At 67.3% G+C, this 20195-nt stretch carries 15 protein-coding genes; 6 read left to right on the plus strand and 9 right to left on the minus strand.

The features are described from left to right. Positions 1-73: 73 nt before the first annotated feature. The 3 genes from O2W20_RS11870 to O2W20_RS11880 form a co-directional block, all read right to left on the minus strand. On the minus strand, positions 74-1495 hold the full coding sequence (locus O2W20_RS11870) for a hypothetical protein (RefSeq protein WP_269172417.1): 1422 nt from the start codon (positions 1493-1495) through the stop codon (positions 74-76). Between the two features lie 74 nt (positions 1496-1569). Then, positions 1570-2286, minus strand: coding sequence for a YveK family protein (locus O2W20_RS11875; RefSeq protein WP_269172416.1), 717 nt, complete (start codon positions 2284-2286; stop codon positions 1570-1572). Between the two features lie 50 nt (positions 2287-2336). Then, positions 2337-3203, minus strand: a complete 867-nt coding sequence (locus tag O2W20_RS11880; protein ID WP_269172415.1) for an alpha/beta hydrolase — start codon at positions 3201-3203, stop codon at positions 2337-2339. Positions 3204-3937: 734 nt separating this feature from the next. Between O2W20_RS11880 and O2W20_RS11885 the strand changes: the two genes are divergently transcribed. The 5 genes from O2W20_RS11885 to O2W20_RS11905 all read left to right on the plus strand — a co-directional run bounded on the left by O2W20_RS11885 (position 3938) and on the right by O2W20_RS11905 (position 10123). Continuing rightward, positions 3938-5248, plus strand: a complete 1311-nt coding sequence (locus O2W20_RS11885) for a hypothetical protein (protein ID WP_269172414.1) — start codon at positions 3938-3940, stop codon at positions 5246-5248. Between the two features lie 299 nt (positions 5249-5547). Further along, a complete protein-coding gene (locus tag O2W20_RS11890; RefSeq protein WP_269172413.1) occupies positions 5548-6609 on the plus strand; it encodes a hypothetical protein in 1062 nt (353 codons plus the stop codon). A gap of 470 nt (positions 6610-7079) precedes the next feature. After that, positions 7080-8210 carry a glycosyltransferase gene (locus O2W20_RS11895; protein ID WP_269172412.1) on the plus strand — a complete coding sequence of 377 codons (1131 nt, stop codon included), beginning with the start codon at positions 7080-7082 and terminating at the stop codon, positions 8208-8210. A 129-nt stretch (positions 8211-8339) separates the two neighbouring features. Beyond that, a complete protein-coding gene (locus O2W20_RS11900; protein ID WP_269172411.1) occupies positions 8340-9155 on the plus strand; it encodes a glycosyltransferase family 2 protein in 816 nt (271 codons plus the stop codon). Beyond that, on the plus strand, positions 9152-10123 hold the full coding sequence (locus tag O2W20_RS11905; RefSeq protein ID WP_269172410.1) for a glycosyltransferase: 972 nt from the start codon (positions 9152-9154) through the stop codon (positions 10121-10123). The genes O2W20_RS11900 and O2W20_RS11905 overlap by 4 nt, the downstream gene beginning before the upstream one ends. Here the strand turns inward: O2W20_RS11905 and O2W20_RS11910 are convergent. The 4 genes from O2W20_RS11910 to O2W20_RS11925 form a co-directional block, all read right to left on the minus strand. Beyond that, entirely contained in the window at positions 10103-11386 is a 1284-nt protein-coding gene (locus tag O2W20_RS11910) for a hypothetical protein (RefSeq protein ID WP_269172409.1), read from the minus strand. The two genes, O2W20_RS11905 and O2W20_RS11910, sit on opposite strands and share 21 nt — an antisense overlap. A gap of 94 nt (positions 11387-11480) precedes the next feature. After that, positions 11481-12833, minus strand: coding sequence for a hypothetical protein (locus O2W20_RS11915; protein ID WP_269172408.1), 1353 nt, complete (start codon positions 12831-12833; stop codon positions 11481-11483). Between the two features lie 112 nt (positions 12834-12945). After that, a complete protein-coding gene (locus O2W20_RS11920) occupies positions 12946-14043 on the minus strand; it encodes a hypothetical protein (protein ID WP_269172407.1) in 1098 nt (365 codons plus the stop codon). Positions 14044-14313: 270 nt separating this feature from the next. Continuing rightward, entirely contained in the window at positions 14314-15306 is a 993-nt protein-coding gene (locus O2W20_RS11925; protein WP_269172406.1) for an LCP family protein, read from the minus strand. Positions 15307-15646: 340 nt separating this feature from the next. Between O2W20_RS11925 and O2W20_RS11930 the strand changes: the two genes are divergently transcribed. Continuing rightward, positions 15647-16966: a UDP-glucose dehydrogenase family protein gene (locus tag O2W20_RS11930; protein ID WP_269172405.1), complete on the plus strand. Its 1320-nt coding sequence runs from the start codon at positions 15647-15649 to the stop codon at positions 16964-16966. Between the two features lie 192 nt (positions 16967-17158). Here the strand turns inward: O2W20_RS11930 and O2W20_RS11935 are convergent, their stop codons facing one another. Both O2W20_RS11935 and O2W20_RS11940 read right to left on the minus strand, forming a co-directional pair. Continuing rightward, positions 17159-18190 carry a glycoside hydrolase family 5 protein gene (locus tag O2W20_RS11935; protein WP_269172404.1) on the minus strand — a complete coding sequence of 344 codons (1032 nt, stop codon included), beginning with the start codon at positions 18188-18190 and terminating at the stop codon, positions 17159-17161. A gap of 613 nt (positions 18191-18803) precedes the next feature. Further along, positions 18804-19907, minus strand: a complete 1104-nt coding sequence (locus O2W20_RS11940) for a glycoside hydrolase family 5 protein (RefSeq protein WP_269172403.1) — start codon at positions 19905-19907, stop codon at positions 18804-18806. Positions 19908-20195: the final 288 nt, after the last annotated feature.

Here is a 20195-nt window from a genome sequence, read left to right on the forward strand (position 1 = left end):
GCTGCTCCTCCTACCGATGGGCTCAGGACGTCGCCGGGGTTCCCACCGGCCACGGCATTGTGCCCGAGAACGATCATGGGAGGGCGGGTTGCTGCCCCGCGACCGCTGGTCCGGACCGGCCGGCGCGGGCGGCGTCGTCCCGGGCGTCGACGCGGAGGGAGGCGATGACGCCGGCGGCCGCGAAGACGAAGGGGAACGACGGGGACGACACGAACACCGGGGCCACCGCGGACTCCACCAGCAGCAGGATCAGCCAGCCGACCCCGGTGATCCGGATCCAGCGGACCAGGACGTCCTCGCGGGCGGAGACCCGGCGGAGCAGGGCGATGAGCATGCAGGCGAGCCCGGCCGCGAAGAAGAAGGCGCCGAACCAGCCAGCCTCGCCGTAGATCGCCGGCCACTGGGAGTCGTTGAGGAACTGACCGGAGTCCGGCCCGGGGCCCAGGCCGTAGCGGCCGGGGAAGCCCAGGGCGTAGTAGAGGGGGCTGTAGTCCTCCGCGGCCGACGAGCTGGCGTACCGGCCGAACCCCGCGCCGAGGGGGAAGTACTGCGCCGCCACGGTGATCCCACCTGCGGTGAGCAGGGACCGGGCGGAGTCCTGGGTCAGGTAGATCTCGATGTCGCCACCGATGAGTGCGGCCAGGGGCGGCACCGTGACCAGCGCCACGAGCGGACCGATGGCGAGGAGTGCGGCGACCCCGACCGGCCGGAGGAAGCGGGCACCGACCGCTGCCAGCGTGGCCAGCAGCCCGACGATCGACTTGACCTGGAAGGTCAGGAACGCCAGGCCGCCGGAGACGAGCACCAGGACCGTGTTGGCGACGGACCGGCGGACGACCAGGCCGTAGACGAGCGCGCCGACGGCGAGCACCCCGCAGAACCGGCTGAACGCGGCCGGGTGCTGGAACGCGCCGTTGATCGCCGGGAACGGGCCGATGTAGCTGATCGGCGGGCGCCCGGTGGTGAACTCCGCCCAGGCCGCCGGGAACGCGAGGTTCAGCACGGCGCTGAAGCCCATCAGCACGATCGCGACGATCCCGAGGCGGATCAGCAGCGCCAGGTCGTCACGGGTCCAGTGCAGCTGCGCCAGCGCGAAGGCGAAGAGGATGCCCTTGACGGCGATGAAGGCCGCGGGGATGCCGAGCCCGGCGGGGACGTCGGCCAGTGCGGCGCTGAGCAGCCCGGCGATGAGGTAGCCGACGAACCAGCCGGTCCCCGGCAGCCAGACCAGGCGCCCCTCGGTGACCAGGCGCCGCGTGGTGAGGGTGACGACGGCGAGGGCGATGACGCCCTCGTCGGCGTAGGTGCCCAGTTGCCCGAGCACGTTCTGGATGGGCGCCGACAGGATGATGACGACCAGCGCCAGCAGCGCGAAGAGCTTCGGCCGGAAGGCGGCGATCGCCACCGCCGTGACGCCGCCGAGCAGGACGATCGGCAGGGCCAGCTCGACCCAGGCCAGGGCGACCAGCACGAAGGCCAGGACGGCGGCAGTCACCACCCAGGCGGGCCCGGGAGGTGATCCCGGACCGGACCGGACGGGGGTCGCGCCGGTCGTCGGCGGCGCCGACATCAGCGTCCCCGGGTCCCCGTGGCGAGCGCCTGCCGGACCACGATCACCAGGAAGGCCACGAGCAGGCCGACCGCGAGACCGATGAGCAGGTTGAGCAGGAGCAGCGGCGAGGCGAGCTCGTCGGGGATCTCCGGCGCCTCCACCACGGTCCCGGTCACGTTGATCGGGTTGGCGACGGTGTCCTCGCCCTCGATCTGGGTGATCAGGCTGGCGGCGATCGCGTTGGCGAGCTCGGCCGCGTTCGTCGGCGTGCCGGCCTCGACGGTGATGTTGATGATCGACGTCCGGGGGATGACCTCGGCGGTGACGTTGTCCACGAGGTCGGTGGAGGCGACGTCCGCGTCGATGGCGTCGATGGCGGGGTCGAGCACGGCCGGGGTCTGGGCCAGGGCCGCGTAGGTGTCCACCCGGTCGGCGACGAGCGCCGATGCCTGGGACAGGCTCTCGGCGGCAGCGCCGGCAGCGCCCGCGACGGCGGCGCCGTTCGCGTCGACCGGGACGGAGACGACCGGGTCGACCAGGATCTTCGTCTCGGTCTCGTACCGCTCCGGGAGGAAGACGGTGACGAGCCAGCCGGCCAGGAGCCCGGCGACGACGGCGGCCACGATGACCAACCAGCTCCGGCGGATCACGCGCAGCACGTCGCGCAGCTGCATGGAGTCCCGGGCCTCGTGCCGATAGCGGGGGAGCGGAGGCGCCGCGGTGTCGATGGTCATGTCAGTGGTCCTCTCGGGTGGTGCCGATGTGCGGGAGTCAGGCGCGCCGATCACAGCTGCTCCTCGAGGAAGGTCAGGACCGCGCGCCGCACGTCGCTGTTGAGCAGCGTGATCCCGTGGTCGGGTTCGTCGACGATCAGCAGCTCCGCCGGGACGCCGGCGTCCGCCAGCGCTGCCGCCAGTGCCTCGGCCTGTTCTTCCGGCACCAGTTCGTCGGTGCCGTTCACCAGCAGCATCGGGGGGTCGGAAGGGTCCACCCCGGTGATGGGCGAGGCCGGCACCGACTGCGGGCAGTCGGTCACCGAGGTGCAGCCGAGGTAGTTCAGCACCAGGTCGGCGGCGTCCTCGCTGGGCTGACCCAGTTCGAGGCCCTCGGGGGACAGCACGGAGACGCCGCTCAGGGACGCCACCGCGCCCAGCCGTTCACCGGTGTCCAGCGGGCCCTCGCCACGCGTGGCCAGGCTCTGCGCGATGATCGCGCCGGCCGAGCTGCCGATGGCGCCGATCCGCGCCGGGTCGATCCCGAACTGCTCCACCTGGGCGGGCTCGCGCAGCCACTGGACTGCGTTGGCGAGGTCGTCGACCTGGGCGGGGTAGGTGAACTCCGGGGCGAGCCGGTAGTCGATCGAGAAGGCGGCTGCGCCCTGCTCGGCGGTCAGTTCGCACAGGGTGCGCAGCCCGGTGTTGTCGCGTGCACCTTCGGTGAAGCCGCCGCCGTGCACGATGAGCACGGCTGGGAGCGGCCCCTCGGCGTCGGTGGGGAGGCAGGCATCGAGCTTCAGCTCGGACTGCTCGTCGGACCAGTAGGTCAGCCCCTCCTCCACCGCGACGTTGGCCGGACCGGGATCGAGCCGGGTCGTCGGCTCGGAGTCGGAGGAGCAGGCGGTCAGCGTGACGAGCAGTGCGGTCAGCCCCATGGCTGCACGGGGGACGCCGGACCGCGACGTGGCGGGACTGTTCACATGCATCGGGGTTCTCGAATCCGTTGGGCGGCGACGGACGAGGGCCCCAGTGCTCGGGCACGGGCGGGGCCGGGTCTCGTCGAGGCCATCGGCTCATCAGTGCAGCGCGGCTGCGCTCCGTCATCGTGCCGTCGCCGGGGATCCGGCGGATGGCAACCCCGTGAACTTAGCGCCCGGGGCAGGGTGGTGACCGTGATCGCTGTCACGACCTCCCGCCGGCTGTGGGCGGGGGAGAGGGGAGCGCCGGGCTGATCCGGGGACCCGAGTGACGGGACTCACCAGGCGGCGGGAAGGGATCGCTCACAGCAACTGGTGCGCGTCCTCACTGGTCGAGTCACGGGTCATGGCGAGTCGTGAGTTTAGTCGGCGCACGCGCGCGATGCGGTACCGCTGTCACCGGTTCGGGTGTCGCCCGCCGGCGTCCTCGTCGTGGTGACGCAGGACCGCAGACGTGCTGGTCCGGGACGACTCTCAGCGGCGGGATGGATCGGAACCGGGAACTCGCTGCCGGCCGGTGCAGTTCGCCGGAGGAACTGCCGATGAAGCGGTCGAGGCCGTCGATCCGCCAGGTGCGTCAGGTCGGTCCGGGCAGTGCTGTGCGTGGTCACCTAGCGTCACTCTCGTATCACCGGACTCAGTGGTTTCACAAGGCTGTTGCGTGACGTAATCGCGCTGCTACGTTCCGCTGCGTGCCTCGCTCCCGTTTCGTCTCCCCACGAAAGTCCGTCTCGGCCACGTGCCGCGCGATCATGGGTGGCGGCCGCAGCCGCTGGCTCGCGCTCGCCATCGCCGCCGGCTGCCTCGTGCCGGTGACCACCACCGTCACCGGTGCCGCCGAACCAGTGCCCGCCGCTGACACCGCCGCGCCGGCCCCGGCCCCTGCGCCGGCCCAGCCCGCCGACGCCCCCGCCGCGGCTGAGGCCACCACCGACCGCACGGCCACGCAGCCGGCCGGCAGCGCACGGGCCAGCGCCTCGGCAGCCGCCCGGGCCGACCGCCTGGCGGCCGAGGCATCCACCCCTGCTCCTGCCCCTGCCCCTGCCCCCGCCCCGGCACCTGCTCCGGCCCCCAAGCCCGCTCCGGTCGCCGCGCCTGCTCCGGCGCCCGCGCAGGTCGAGCAGGTCGCCGCACCGGCTCCCGCGCCGGCGACCAGCGGCGCCGCGCTCAGCTGGGCGCCGCCCGCCGGCTACGCCAACTACCCCGTCACCAACGTGACGGCGACCGACTCGCTGACGACGGTGAGCGGTCGCGGCGGTGACGTGCTGATCAAGCTGCCGACCGACCGGGCGGTCGGCCCGATCACCATCACCGACTGCCGCAACGCCGTCCTCATCGGCGGCAGCATCAAGGCGCTGCCCTCCTCCAAGGTCGACGGCCACGACCAGCGCGCCATCTACGTGCGCAACTGCACCGGCACCGTGCACATCGAGGGCGTGCACATCAACGGCGCCGTCAACGGCGCGCAGACCGACGGCATCGCCGCCAACGCGCCCAAGGCGATCCTGCAGATCCAGAACGTGCGGGTCGACGGCCTGCGCGGCATGAGCACCGGGAACCACGCCGACGTCTTCCAGCCGTGGGGTGGGCTGCGGGAGTACCGCATCGACCGGCTGACCGGCTCGTCGAACTTCCAGGGCCTGCACATCTTCGAGAACACCGGGCCGATCGGCGCCGGCACGATCCGGAACACCAACATCTTCGGGCACAACGACGCCCCGGTGGACAAGGGTGGCTACTACATCTGGACCGACTGCAACGACGACTACCCGGTGGCCCTGGACGGCGTCTACGTCGCACCGCGGCCCGGTCGTCCCTTCGGTCAGAGCGTCTGGCCCTCGGTGACCCACAAGCAGTGCGCGGCGACCGTCGCCAACGGTGTCGCCACCTGGCCGAAGGACAGCTCGATCACCGGCAGCGTGCGGGAGGGTCGCCCGTCGTCGGGTGACTTCGTCCCGGCCGGCTCGGTCGGCCAGAACTACACCTCGCCCGGCTACCGCTGACCTCTGGTCAGAGTCCGCCCGTCGCGCTCAGCGACCGATCTCCTGCCGCCTACAGGCGGCACCGAGTGCCTCGTCCCCGGGACCCCGGGGGTGAGGCACTCGGCCTTGGTGGCACGGCCCGCCGGTCGTGCGCCCCAGATGAACTCCTGGTGAACGCTGTCGAGGCAGTCGACCCAACGCGTGCGGTAGGTCGATTCGTTCGGTGGGTGCATGGTCACCTCGAGTGGCGTCATATCACCGGACCGCTCGGTTCCACAAGTAGTGCGGTGTGACGTAATCACACTGCTACCTTCCCCCGCGTGCCTCGCTCCCGTTTCGTCTCCTCACAAAACTCCGCCTCGGCCACGCGCCGTGCGATCACGGGTGGTGGCCGCAGCCGCTGGGTGGCGCTCGCCATCGCCGTCGGTTGCCTCGTGCCGGTGACGACGACCGTCACCGATGCCGCCGCGCCCCAGGCGTCCGCGCCTGGTGTGGCCCTCGCATCGCCGCAGCTCGAGCTGGCCGCCGCGACCAGCCGCCCCAAGCTCAGCTGGGCGCCGCCCGCCGGGTACGCCAACTACCCCGTCAAGAAGGTGACGGCGACGACGTCGATGACGACGGTGAGCGGTCGCGGCGGTGACGTGCTGATCAAGCTGCCCACCGACCGGGCGGTCGGCCCGATCATGATCGCGGACTGTCGCAACGCCGTCATCATCGGCGGCAGCATCCGGGCGCTGCCCTCGGCGAAGGTGAACGGCCACGACCAGCGGGCCATCTACGTGCGCAACTGCACCGGCACCGTGCACATCGAAGGCGTCAACATCGACGGCGCCGTGAGCGGCGCGCAGACCGACGGTATCGCCGCCAATGCGCCGAAGGCGATCCTGCAGATCCAGAACGTGCGGGTCAACGGCCTGCGCGGCGGCAGCACCGGCAACCACTCCGACGTCTTCCAGCCCTGGGGTGGGCTGCGCGAGTACCGCATCGACCGGCTGACTGGATCGTCGAACTTCCAGGGTCTGCACGTCTTCGAGAACACCGGCCCGATCGGCCGCGGCACGATCCGCAACACCAACATCGTCGGCACGAACGACGGCACGGTCAGCAAGGGTGGCTACTACCTCTGGACCGACTGCAACGACGACTACCCGCTGGCCCTGGACGGCGTCTACGTCTCTCCCCGGCCCGGCCGCCCCTTCGGTCAGAGCGTCTGGCCCTCGGTGACCCACAAGCAGTGCGCGGCGACCGTCGCCAACGGCGTCGCCACCTGGCCGAAGGACAGCTCGATCACCGGCAGCGTGCGGCAGGGCCGCCCGTCGTCGGGTGACTTCGTCCCGGCCGGCTCGGTGGGTCAGAGCTACACCTCGCCCGGCTACCGCTGAGGCACAACAGCAACAAGAAGTAGCAGTCACGCCGGAGTCGGGTGCTTCACCCGGTTCCGGCGTGATTGCGTTCTGATCTCTAGTCGTGGAGCTCGGTAGAACTCGGCGTGGACCAGACGACGTGACCCTGGGGCAGCGGGGATGCGCTGCCATCGCGCACCTTGACCGACCACTCACCGTTGGCGTGTGCATGCCGAACGCGAGGACAAACCCTCTTTCTGGTGATCTGTAGCACCTTAATGTCTCAACTAGTGGACGGCCTCTGGCTTCTGGACGGCACTGCCGCTTGAGTGGGGCTCGCAGCGGTGAGGACGGATCAGTTTCGCTCTGGGCCGACCGCCGCATGGCCGGCTCATGTGAGTCGACCGCGACACCACGGGGGCACCACAGTTGAGTGATTCCTGCGCCATGCACGGGCCAAGACGGCGCCGACCTCTAGGCGACTGCGCCATCAGGGGCGGTGGTCGGACGTGAAGGTCGCGATCGCTCACGACTACCTGACACAACGGGGTGGGGCCGAGCGAGTGGTCCTGTCGATGGTGAAGGCGTTCCCCGACGCAGAAGTGCACACGCTTCTGTACGACCCGGCGACCACCTTCAGCGAGTTCGCTGACGTGCGTGTGCGTACTTCCCGACTCAATGACGTCGGCTTCCTGCGCCGGGACCACCGCAGGGCGCTGCCACTCCTTCCGTTTGCGGCGAGTCGGCTGAAGATCGATGCAGATGTCGTGCTGGCCAGCACCAGCGGGTGGGCTCACGGCTTTGATACCGGGAACGCCACACTCGTGGCCTACTGCTACTCGCCGGCGCGCTGGCTCTACCAGCATGACCGGTATCTGGGGGAGAACCCGCCACGCTTGCGCAGCATCGGTCTCCAGGCCTTGCGTCGTCCGCTCATTGCCTGGGACAAGCGCGCTGCTCAGCGGGTGGATCACTACCTGGCCATCTCAACGGTCGTACAGCAGCGCATTTACGATGTGTATGGCAAGACGTCCACGCTTGTCCCCGCGCCACTGAGCGGCTTCGCCAGCGGCGCACGTGCGCGGCCTGCTGAACTGTCCGATCACCTGGTGAGGGGCGGATTCCACCTCTGTGTCAGTCGCTTGTTGCCGTACAAGAACGTACGCCAGGTGCTGGAAGCTGCGCGGATTGCGGGCGTCAACCTCGTCATCGTGGGGAAGGGGTCTGAGGCGGAGTCGCTGAGAATGGCAGCGGGGCAGCGCGGTCAGGTGCTGTCTGATCTGAGCGACGCCGAAGTGGCGTGGTTGTACGCGCGCTGCGACGCATTGATTGCTGCCAGCTATGAAGACTTCGGTCTGACGCCGCTGGAGGCTGCCGTGCACGGGAAGCCGAGCATCGCACTCCGCTTTGGAGGCTTCTTGGACACCATGATCGAGGGGGTGACCGGAGTCTTCTTCGACGAGCCGACGCCCGAGCTAATCGCTGTTGCCATCGGGCGGGCCCGGGATGTCGTGTGGTCGGGTGAGGCGATCAAGGCACGGGCCGCCGAGTTTTCCGAAGATCGTTACATCGATCGGCTCCATTCCGCAGTCCACGCGGCGGCGACAGCTCGAAATGCTGTTCAGGGTCTGCCTGGCTGAGGGCACACATCGCCTCTCTCGTCAGACGAATGTTCAGACGGGGCGGGTCGAATGGTCTCGTTCATTGTTCCTCACGCCCACTCCAGTCGCTGACCCGAGTCGGCATCAACAGAAGGTGGCTCCGACCGCGTGCGCATCACTTTCGTCACGATCGCCCAGAATGAAGAGAAGAAGATCGCAAGGTGCATCCACTCCACACGTGGGCTGGGGCAGCACCTCGTCATCGACGGCGGCTCTCGAGATGGCACCGTTGCCACTGCCGAGGAGTTGGGCTGTCGGGTGCTCAAGCGGACCTACAGGTACTCGGCGGACCAGTACAATTACGGGCTGTCGCAGGTTGAGACCCCTTGGGTGTTCATCCTGGACGCCGATGAGACCCTCAGTGATCGCTTGCGTCAATCACTGGCCGAATTGGCTGACGCGGGCGAAACGGTTGCTGCCTATGAGGTGTCGCGGCTGAACCTGGTCTGGGGTCGCCCGCTGCGGCATGGTGGTTGGTACCCGGACTTCAATGCACGCCTTCTCCGAGTCGGAAAGGTGCGGTATCAGGACCGGGAGGTGCATGCGCGGCTGACCATTGACGGGGAGCTCGGTAGACTGGTTGGGGACATCGTCCATGAGACGTACGATTCAGTCGACCACTATCTCACGAAGCTGAACAAGTTCACGACCCGGGAACTGCTGGCGAGAAACCGTGCCAATGCCTCGACCGAAGCAGTGGCAGCCAAACGTGAGTTGTGGCTGCGTACGCCGTTCAAGCCGCTGACGAAGTTCCTGTACCAGTACGTGGCCAAGCAGGGCTTTCGTGACGGACGACTGGGCCTGGACATGGCGATCCTGTCCGCCTTCTACGAGTACATCGTCGGCGTGAAGAAGCGATCCGGTCTGGCTGCTGGCGCTCCCGGGTCGTTGCAGTCCCCAGCCCGCGATGTTGTCCAGCCGTGAAGCACCTCCTGGTCGAATCGCGCTGGAGAGGTGACTTCGGCATCGCTCGCTACGCGCGCGAGATGGTCCCGCGGCTCGGCATGAGCACTGTCCAGGTGGCAGCCCACTTGGGTCCAGGCGCTCCGCTGGACCCGGTCTACCTCTCCTCCCTCCTCGCCAGGGACCGGAGTGCACACTTCTACAACCCCGGGTTCAACGCCGGGGTCGGCTTCACAGCCCGGCAGTCCTTGACCATTCATGACCTCATCCACCTCGATGTCGAGGCGGAGTCCTCGCGGGCGAAGGCTCTGTACTACCAAAAGGTGGTCCGCCCGGTGGTCCGTCGCAGCCCTGTGACGTTCACGGATTCCGAGTTCAGTGCACGGCGGATCACGGAGTGGTCCGGGATCGACGAGGATCGGTTGGTGATCGCTCGTCCCGGGATCAGCCAGGTGTTCTTGGACGTCCCGCTGAGGCCTGCGCCTGATCCGTACGTCCTCGTCGTGGGCAACGCGAAGCCGCACAAGCGCGTTGCCCTCGCCCTCGAGGCGGCGCGCCACCTGCCGGATGGGCTGGGGCTGGTCTGTGTGGGGCTGAACGTCGACGAGGCCCGTCGTCTCGTGGACGACCCGGCAGAGACTGTCACCTACCGCCAGAACTGCAGCGACCAGGAGTTGGCGGGGCTGTACGCAGGAGCGGCGGCGGTCGCGTTCCCGTCCGCCTACGAGGGCTTCGGGTTGCCGGCCCTGGAGGCCATGGCAACAGGTACCCCTGTGGTCTATTCCGCCGTTGCCGTCCACGAGTTCGCCGTGGGATACGGCACCCTCTTGCATCACGGAGCAGACGCGCGGGAATGGGCGGATGCACTGGTGACCGCCACAGAGCATCGTGCCGAGATGCAGGCCGCTCGACGAGCCCGAGCAGCAACGCACACATGGGATCAGGCTGCTGCCACGGTAGGTGTGCGCCTACAGGCCCTCCTCGGCTGAAGCCGCGCTCACGGCTGATGAGGTCACGTCGCCTTCCTCAGCGAACGCATGTGGGGCGCGTTCGAGGGCACGAGAGGTGACTCGCGCCCACACGAACGCGGCCACCGTCTCATAGACCACGGCGCCTGCGGCGGCTCCGACGCCGCCGGCGAGGAGGAGCCCGGCGACCAGGCAACCAATGGCCACTGGGACAAGCGCCAGTCGCGTGGCGAAGGAGCTCTTGAAGCTCCGGATGCTCTTGAGGATCAAGACCCGCGACTGGGTGAAGGACGCTGGCGCTGACGAGATCAGCAGGATCAGGGCAATCTGCTTGGCGTCTGCCCACACCTGTCCGAAGGCTGCCTCGCCCACGGAATCCGGCACCAGGAGCAGGCTGGCGGCGCAGGCGACGGCCACGGCCACGCTCAGGGCGGTGTATCGGAGGGCCTGTGCGCGCAGGACGTCGGGGCGTGCGCGAGAGAGTTCCGGCAAGAGCGCCACGGTGAGCGAAGACGTCAGCAGGCGCACCGGAGCCAGCAGGACCTGCCCGGTGCGGTAGACGCCTGCAGTGGCCAGCGAGCCGATCCCGGCGATGATCCACAGGGAAGTCTGGCCGATCGCCTGAAGGCTGAGAAACTCCAGGGACAAGAAGCCACCGCTAGGAGCGTGCTCCCGGTACCAGGACACCCTTCCCACTTGTCGGGCGCCCCGGAGCAGGAGGCCAGGGCCGAAAGCCAAGGTCGAGATGGCTCCGGCGCCAGCCCAACACCAAGTCGCGACCCAGAGCGAGTCGATGAAAGGCGCGGAGGCCAGCAGTAGGACAAGCCACAGTGCATCCGAGGCGACTGCACCGCCGGCTCTCGACCTCGCGAACCTGTCATAGCGACCCAGGTCTTGGAGGAGCAAGAGGGGGAGCAACGCTCCGGTCGGGATCAGGGCTGGTGCAAACCGGGGGATGAGAAGTCCAGCGATAACGAAAAGTGCCCCAAAGGCGAGTCCTAGAGTCAAAGCCGCCCCAGCAGCCCGCTCGTGATATTCGCTGTGGTGGCCGGTGGACTTCTGTTGTGGTGCTGAGGAGAACAAGAGCAGGGGTTCCTGCACGTAGGCGCGGGTCAGCCCCAGGCAAAGCCAGTACGCGAGGAAGACGATCGAGAAGATGCCCAGACTGTCAGCGTCCGTGCTTCGAGCGACCAGTGCCGTCGCGACAGCATTGGAAATGCTGGCCAGGCCGTGATCAAGCGTGACGAGCAGTTTGTGTGACCTGAGAGCACTCAATTTCGACACGACGGCTGCCTCGCCTTGCTCATGCACATACCCCGGTCCACGGTGACGGGCGCACCGAGGGCGAGGTGGCTCGCCGTCCGCCTCCGCCGCTTCGTCATACGCGCTGTAGGCCATCCTCTTCGACGTGTGAACCACGGGCGGTGAAGCGCGGAGATGCGTGTGCTCCTGGATGACCGGTTGGGTGGCCTTGGGAGCCGGCGAATGTTACACAAATGGCCACGAGGGAGAACAACAAGTCGGCAGACCCGCGCATGGTGAGGTGGGGATCAAGGATCATCAAAACCGCCAGCTGGATCACGCCGGCAGCTGTCCCCATGCCCAGCGCTGCAACTGGGCCGAGATGAGAGGTAGCGATGTGACCTGCTGCGCGGTAGGCCAGGAGCAGGTACGCGGCGCAGGCCGTCAGAAGGAAGACGCCTCCAGCCCACAGTGCCCATGTGTATCCGCTCTCGATCCAGATCCATTCTCGCCATGGATATGGCGACGGAAGGCGGGCGGACGTGCGCACGCCGGTCAACCAGTTTAACTGAGTGAAGATTGATGGCCAGACGTGTTCCGTCAGGTTCGTCCATCGGCCGGCGTCGCCGGTCCACTGAACGGGGAGCCCGGTTCGCGGGTCGAGATCACCCAGCCGCTCCGCAACGACAGGGCCCAGCAGGGGAGTCGCTGCCAAGCCCGTTACCAGTAGTCCGCCCAGCAGCTGCCGCCATTTCCCGAGCATTGCTCCCAGTACGAGGAGTATCACCACGAGACCGATGACGGCAGAGAACTGTCCTGACGCGATGGTGGATACAGCAAAGAGAGCTGCGCCGGCCGAGTAGAGAGAGCGTTGTCGAGGCTGTGAGAAGGCAAGCGCTACGGTCAGGGCCGCGCAGATGCTCATGACGTCAGCAAAGGCGATGGGTGACCCGATGGTCGAAGAGGCATGCAGGATGTCGAGCTTGTGGGCGTCGCCCTCTGCTGCGTAGTACTGGAGGAGGAGTCGGGTCGCCGGAACGCCTGCCGCCTGAAGGAGGCCAATAACTCCTACAACCGCGCAAGAGCCCAAGGTCAACCGCAACACGATGCTGACCTGTCGGGCGTTTCTGACTGTAATGCGAAAAAGGGCGTATATGGCTGCGAACTTGAAGAGGGTCAAGGCGAATACGAAGTCGTCTCCGCTGATGCTCCGCCCGCGCGCGTACATCCATGCCAAAGGGACTGCTGAACTGAAGAGCACGAGAGCAGCAACGGCATAGTCGACGGACTCAAATCTTGGGATGCTCCCTCGGTCCCGCAGCCAGTCGGTCGTCAACCGAATGATGAGGGCAACCCACAGTGCGGCAAGCAGAGCCTCGTTGAGGCGTATACCAGGTAGAAGAGCTCCCCGGTCGAGGCCGACGATCAAGGGCGTCAGCACCGCATACACATATGCCGCTGTCTGGACTTGCCGGGTGACGAGCCACATGAGGCACACGAACGCCACGGCGGCAGGCGCGAATGGAGGAGACAGAGCGCCGCAGACACCAATCGCGGTCGCGGACGTGAGGGCAAGTAGCCCACTTGCCGGGCTGATGACCTTACGCTCCAGCATCTTCGCGGGTTCGTCGTACAAAGAAGGCGGTCGCCAGGGCCGCCAGTAGGGCACCTCCGACGAAGCCTCCCACCGCGGCACGCGCGGGTTGCGGGCTGACGGGCTCGGGGAGCGCGTAGGGCTCCGTGATGACCTCTGCGGGCGCAGAACTCTGCAACTCCCCGATCTCTGCGGTGGTCAACTGCATCTGCAGGTCGCCAATCTGGGAGATCAGGATCTCACGCTGGGATGTGAGTCCGACGGTTCCTCCCGCTGCAATCCGCGCGTCTAAGTCCGCGAGCGTGGCGTTCAGCTCTTGGAGTCTCGAGCGAAGGAAGTCGATGTCCTCGGGAGACTCAGCCGTGGTGTCGGCAACCGCCAAGTAGCTGGTCACAATCGCTGTCGTAACGTCAACTGCGCGATCCGCGTCCTCGGCTGTCACCGACAGCCCAAGGACCTGACTGTCATTGACTCGTTCCACCGAGACCGAGTCGGTCAGGGACGAGGTGTCCATGTCCAGGGCGCGGGCGACTGGACCGAGCACTGAACTGCTGGTCAGCAGTGTCACCTGGGTTGCCAGGGTCTGTTCAGTGACGGTCCCGCCTGCCTGGCTGGTCACCAGGACCTCAGCGCGAGCTTCATGAACGTCGGGCAGCGCGGTCGCGGTCGCATAGGCGACTGCTGTGGGGATCACGACGAGAGCAGCGATGCTCGCGGCGAACTGCATCTTGGTCTTCGTGGGCAGATCGCCGGCTCTGTGCCTCGACCGGCTCGCGCCGTCACGGTCCTTCACGCGGCGTGTGCCGCTGATGGGGACCAAGGACTCTGCGGCTCCATCGTCGGGCGCATTGTCGTCACGGTCGACTTCACGGGTGGGGCCCGGGCTGGCTGGCCCTGAGGTGCGGACCTCGCCCGTTTCACTCACCGGGTCGGTGACCGATGGCGGAGAGGGGTCTGTGTCATGCGATGTCACAACACTCGCCTCGCCGTCAGTGGGGGACTCGGGCTGGCGTCTGGTGGCTTGAGTCGTTGAGGCGTCGACTCCCGCCATGTCGAGCTTTGTGCTCCTGCCGACCGCGCGGGTGTTCGTCGGTTCGTCGACCACTTTCAGCCCATTCCCATCGCTGACGTTCTCATGATCGCTCGTCCCCCAACTTGTGGGGTGTGAGCCGGTCGGACCAATCCGTCGCGTCGGCCCGGGGGCTACCGATAGGTGGTGGCGACCAGGATGATGCAACTCATGCGGAGCGCGCGTACATCCTCCTTCATATGACGGCCGAAGTGGAGCGACTGAGTGCACCGTCACGCCAGGTTTCTGCGTTCCCATCGCCGGCATTGGCTCTGTCTCCCCTGTCTAGCCTCTGGGGCTGTATGTCTACCGGGGGACGTCAGGTAGGGCCTCGTCGCTGAACTCGTCTGCGTTCTGCCCCAGTGAGTCGGTGTGCAGGTAGCCCCACATGCGTTCACCGGCAGTCTGGTCCAGATATACGACGCTGGCCGCGCCCTCGGTGCCGAGACCCAGCACCGGAGCGGTGAAGAACTCGACGTCAGCCGGGGTGAGGCCGCGCAGCGAGTAGGCCAGCGACAGCAGGTCACCGTTGCCGAGAGCGTCGTCGACGGCCACCGCGTTCGTGACCGAGCGCAGCGTCGAGTCGAGCTTCCCGGGGGAGGTGAAGACCTCCTGGCTGAACAGCTTGGTGAACATCGCCCGCAGGTAGTTCTGCTGCCGCTTCACCCGGTCGAAGTCGCCGCCGGGGAGGTCGTAGCGCTGGCCGACGTACCAGCGGGCCTGATCGCCGTCGAGGTGGTTGAGCCCCTCGGTGAAGGTGTACGGCCCGTTGCTCGTCGTCTCCGACACCACGACGTCGACGCCGCCGAGGTCGTCGGTCACCTGGATCAGTCCGGCGAAGTCGATCGCCGCGTAGTGGTCGATCCGGACGCCGGTCAGCTGTTCGATCGTCTGGATGAGCAGCGTTGGGCCGCCAAGCGCGTAGGCGGCGTTGATCTTGCTCTTGCCGTACCCGGGGATGTCGACCCAGGAGTCGCGGGGGATGGAGATGACCTGGGCGTGCTCCCGGTCGCCGGCGAATCGCGCCAGCATGATCGCGTCGGAGCGGGCGTCGGGCAGCTCGCCCGGCCCGACCTCGGCGCGGGTGTCCGAGCCCACCAGCAGGAACGTGAACGGGTCGGCGGTCGCCGCGGGCTGGTCGACCGGCGAGGCGGGGGCGGGGCGGGAGTCCTCCTCGAGCTCGGCGAAGACGTTGCCGACCCGCTCGATGTTGCCGCCATACCGGTTGCCGACGAACCACAGGCCAACGCCGACGACCAGGGCCAGCACCAGGGCCAGCGCGCCGAGACTGATCAGCATGCGCCGCACCCATCGAGGCCGGGAGTTGGTCTCGCCCGCCTCTGCGGCACCGCCGCCTGCAGCGGGACCGTCGTCCTGTGTTCGGTCGCTCATGCCCACCGCCTCCCTGTCACTCCGTCGGACCCTAGCTGCGGGCGGCCGCGGAGAAGCGGCCACGGACGGCGACGTCATCCGAGGGAGGGACGACCTCAAATGACGCGTGTTGGCGGTGACGTTCGTCCCATCGGGCGACGGGGCCGCCGCTCTGGGTGACGACGGCTGGCGCCCGGCCGCGTCCGTTGTCTACGGTTCGCGGGAGCTGGGCGCGTCGGGTGTCCGCCGGTAGGGGAGTGGCACGCGCATGAAGATCTCGGTCATCGGTTGCGGCTACCTGGGCGCGGTGCACGCGGCCTCGATGGCCGAGCTGGGGCACGACGTCGTCGGCATCGACGTCGACCAGCCGAAGATCGACGCACTGCAGCGGGCCAAGGCGCCGTTCTACGAGCCCGGCTTTGAGGAGCTGCTCGGCACCTCCCTGGCCTCCGGGCGGCTGCGGTTCAGCACCGACATGGCTGACGCCGCCGACGCCGTCATCCACTTCGTCTGCGTGGGCACCCCGCAGAAGCGCGGCGAGTACGCCGCCGACCTGCGCTTCGTCGAGTCGGCCGTCGAGGGTCTGTTGACGGCGCTCAAGCCGGGTGACCTCGTGGCCGGGAAGTCGACGGTGCCGGTGGGCACGGCGGCTCGGCTGGCGGAGCTGGTGGCCGACAAGGTGCCGGGGGCAATGCTGGCGTGGAACCCGGAGTTCCTGCGGGAGGGCTTCGCGGTGCAGGACACGCTGCACCCGGACCGCCTGGTCTACGGCCTGCCGGCCGGCGCCGACGGTGAGACGGCGCGGGCGATGCTGGATGAGGTGTATGCCTCGATCGTGGCGGCGGGGACCCCGCAGGTGGTCACCGACTACGCGACGGCGGAGATGGTGAAGACGGCGGCGAACTCGTTCCTGGCCACGAAGATCTCCTTCATCAACGCGATGGCCGAGCTGTGCGAGGCCACCGGCGCGGACGTGAAGCAGCTGGCCGATGCGATCGGGCACGACGACCGGATCGGCCGCAAGTTCCTCAACGCCGGCCTGGGCTTCGGTGGTGGGTGTCTGCCCAAGGACATCCGGGCGTTCATGGCCCGCGCCGGGGAACTCGGCGCGGATCAGGCGCTGACGTTCCTGCGCGAGGTGGACAACATCAACATGCGCCGGCGGATCCGGATGGTGGAGCTGGCCCGCGAGGTCTGCGACGGGTCGCTGGTCGGCAAGCGGGTCGCCGTGCTCGGAGCGGCGTTCAAGCCCAACAGCGACGACATCCGCGATTCCCCGGCGCTCAACGTCGCCGCCCAGCTGCAGCTGCAGGGTGCGGCGGTACGGGTGACCGACCCGGCGGCCGGGGACAACATCCGCCGCAGCTGGCCCCAGCTGGACGCCGTGGACACCCCCGAAGAGGCCGCCGACCGCGCCGACGCGGTCCTGGTGCTCACCGAGTGGCAGCAGTACCGTGACCTGGACCCCGTCTCCTTCGGCAAGATCGTCGGGCAGAAGCGGATGCTCGACGGCCGCAACGCCCTGGACCGCGACCGCTGGGTCGCCGCCGGCTGGACCTACCGCGCCCTCGGCCGCCGCGCCGGCTGACCGTTCACGTCACGCGCCAGATGATCCGGCGACGAGAACTCGTATGAGCGCAAGTGGCCGATTCGAAGTCCGGTGGCGGTTCGCTTTGCAGGGCATGTCGTTTCAGCATCTTCCTCCCGTCCTGCAACTTGCTTCGCGGCCAACCATGCGGCTTTGCTGGTCTAGCGAGGGAAACCTCGGGGATCTTCCATCTCATGAAGCTGGCCGCGACGGATGTGCCTCGATCACGGTCGCCTGTGCATTTGGAGTGAATGATCCGTCGGTTGGGTCGTAACTGTAGGGCTGCAATCGATACGCGGGGTTCCAACGCGTTCCGGTGGCCCAGTACGTCGCTCCGATCCCCGCATCATCCAGCATGCTGTACAGCGCGTCGCCAAGCACGTTCCACCTGTCGGCATCTGTTGCGTCGTGGGGCCAACCAATCTCTCCGATGAAACCTCGGACGTTGTGTGCAGAAGCCCAGTCTGTGAAGTCGGACAACTCGTCGGTCACTCGGTCGTGAAGGTCTGTCCATCCGCGCGCCATTGCCTCCGACTCTACTGTTGAGAAGTCGTTGGGGTAGGCGCCTGCATTGTTCTCGGACAGGTAATAGTGTGCCTCGTAGACGATGCTGCCAGCGGGGTCCGTGATCCAAGGGGCGCCGTTCTTGTGTTGCCAGCTCTGTGCACCGCCCCACTGGTCCCCGCTGACGTAGATGTCCCTCGTGTCACCAGCGGCGCGGATGGCGTCGACGGCCTTCTGCGAGAACACTTGCCATGTCCCGCCGGGGCCCAACTCCTTCAGGTCATGGGGCTCGTTCATCAGACCCCAGCCAACAATGCCAGGTTGGTTTTCAAATGCGTGAACCAGTCGTCTCCATGCGTCGGCGAAGGCAGCGATGCTGATGCCTGACCCCAGCGTGACCTCAACGTCATCTTCCGTGCGAACAAAGGTGCCATAGTTGTGCATGTCCAAGATAACGGACAGTCCTTCGCTGGTGGCGGCCTCGACAGTCTCTTGAAGTTCCATCAAACCGATGGGATCCAGCGGCTGCCCAAATGAGTGCTGAATCCGCTCCCAGCGGAAGGGGATGCGAACGATCTCGTGGTTATGTGCGCTCAAGTAGCTGTACATCCGCCGCTGGTTGTATGCGTAATGGGTGTTCTGGCGCCCAGGCAGGGCGCTCGGGGAGTCGTTGAATTCGCCTCCCGCCGCATTTACGCCGCGGCGGAATGCGTAGTCCATCGCCAGGTCGGCATCGGACTCGAGCGCCTCTGGCTCACTGATCGTTGGCGGTTGTGCAGTCGGCGCAGTTGCCGCAGTGCCGTTTGCCTGACCGGAGGCCGAGTTGCCGTTCTGGTCTTTCTCGGGTCTTACGGCGGTGGGCCTGTCCTTTGCGGAGTACGCATCTAGCTGCCCCTGTGGACCCGACACGCCCGGCACGCCTGAGGTGCGTGGTGCTTCCGGTTTGCGTGGTGCGCCTGAGGAGGGTGGCGCCAGAAGGGGTAGGGGGGAATCGCCGTATTCGTCAGGATTCGTGCCGGTTGCAGGTGTTCGAGTAGCAGTGGGAGTTTCGTCCCGCTCTACTGCTCTCTGGTCGATGTTCCCGCTGCAAGATGTCAGGGCGAGGAGGCAGGCTAGGGCGAGTACAGCGCGACGCACGAGTTCTCCGACCGTTGATAGAGCGTCAATCCTCTGTCACGCATGGAGGATCGTGCGTTATCGACACGGTGGGCGATGGCTTAAACTTGATACTCGCTGAGTCCGCAGGGCTGTCGTCAGCGTTCGTCGCCAGTCGGATGCGGCCTCATAGCTACGCAACGTCCGGATGCTGAGCAGGGACCCCGGCGCACGGCTCCTAGTCGGCTAGCAGCTGGCTGGGGTGGCTCTCGATCACGACAGTCTGCGGGTTCGGTGAGAACTGGGTCTTGCTGTCGTCATAGGAGTAGGCCTGGAGCCGGTAGTCGGGATTCCAGCGAGTGCCGGCGGCCCAGTAGGTGGCGCCGATCTCGGCGGCGTCGAGGATGTCGTAGATGACGTCCCCAAGCCTGTTCCACTCCTCGGCGTCGGCTTCGTCGTAGGGCCAGCCCATCTCGCCGATGAAGCACTCGACGTCGTGCTCGCCACACCAGTCGGTGAAGTCGGTGATCTCGTCGGTGACCCGGTGGCGCAGCCCGTCCCAGCCCCGATCGACGGCGTCGGCGTCGACGTCGGCTAAGGCGTCCGGGTAGGCGCCAGCGTTGTTGGCCGCAAGGTAGTAGTGAGCCTCGTAGACGATGCTGTCGGCAGGATCGGTGATCCAGGGGTCGCCGTTCTTCGAAGGCCATTCCTGGGCCCCGCCCCAGGCGTTGCCACTCACGTAGATGTCTCGGGTATTCCCAGCATCACGGATCGCATCGACAGCCGCCTGCGAGAACACCTTCCAGGTGGGCACAGGTCCGTCCGGAAGGTGGATCGGCTCGTTCATCAAGCCCCAGCCGATGACGGCGGGCTGGTCCTTAAAGGCGTGGACGATGCGCGTCCAAGCGTCGGCGAAGTCGGAGGTCGTGACGCCATCGCCCAGCTTCACCTCCTCGTCGTCGACCTCTCGCACGAACTTGCCGTAGTTGTGCATGTCGAGTAGCACGAAGAGCCCAGCGTCGGCAGCGGCGTCCACCGTCGCCTCGAGTTCGGCCAAGCCGGTCGGGTCGAGGTCTTCGCCGAACGAGTGCTGGAGCCGCTCCCACCGGAAAGGTATGCGGACCACGCGGTGTCCGCGGTCGTACAGGTACTCGTAGAGCTCGGCTTGGTTGTAGGCGTAGTGCTGATTCGATGCCCCGGGCAGGGCGTCGGGAGCGTCGTTGAATTCGCCGCCGGCTGCATTGACGCCGCGCAGGTAGCGGTAGTCCTCTGGTGCAGGCGGCCCCGCGGTGCAGGCCGGCAAGGTCAGGAGCAGGAAAAGGACGAAGAGGTTCCGGCGCATCGCTGCCTGACGGTTGCACGGGGCAGCTGCAACTGTCCACTGGACGTTTCTCTGACTCACTAACGGCGCCCTTCTCGGCGAGCTAGCTGACCACCAGGAAGTCGTCCCAGCGGGTCTGACTCTTGTTCAGCGTGGCGCGGGCCACCCCTCTGCGCCGGAGCACGGGGCGCCGACAAAGGCCAAGGGAGCGTAGTCGCTTGGGGGCATGGTGAGCCGACTTCTGTACCGCTCCGGTCCGTAAGTAGATACGGTGCGCGGCGTGACACGGGGCCTGAGCAGCGAGTTCGA

It is taken from the genome of Modestobacter sp. VKM Ac-2982 (assembly GCF_026967935.1).
Classification (GTDB): Bacteria; Actinomycetota; Actinomycetes; order Mycobacteriales; family Geodermatophilaceae; genus Modestobacter.

Bases quoted from the DNA above. Each gene is read 5' to 3' on its own strand.
- O2W20_RS11875 (WP_269172416.1), bottom strand. From the start codon at position 2,286: ATGACCATCGACACCGCGGCGCCTCCGCTCCCCCGCTATCGGCACGAG.
- O2W20_RS11880 (WP_269172415.1), bottom strand. From the start codon at position 3,203: ATGGGGCTGACCGCACTGCTCGTCACGCTGACCGCCTGCTCCTCCGAC.
- O2W20_RS11915 (WP_269172408.1), bottom strand. From the start codon at position 12,833: ATGTGGCTCGTCACCCGGCAAGTCCAGACAGCGGCATATGTGTATGCG.
- O2W20_RS11925 (WP_269172406.1), bottom strand. From the start codon at position 15,306: ATGCTGATCAGTCTCGGCGCGCTGGCCCTGGTGCTGGCCCTGGTCGTC.
- O2W20_RS11930 (WP_269172405.1), top strand. From the start codon at position 15,647: ATGAAGATCTCGGTCATCGGTTGCGGCTACCTGGGCGCGGTGCACGCG.
- O2W20_RS11935 (WP_269172404.1), bottom strand. From the start codon at position 18,190: ATGGACTACGCATTCCGCCGCGGCGTAAATGCGGCGGGAGGCGAATTC.
- O2W20_RS11940 (WP_269172403.1), bottom strand. From the start codon at position 19,907: ATGCGCCGGAACCTCTTCGTCCTTTTCCTGCTCCTGACCTTGCCGGCC.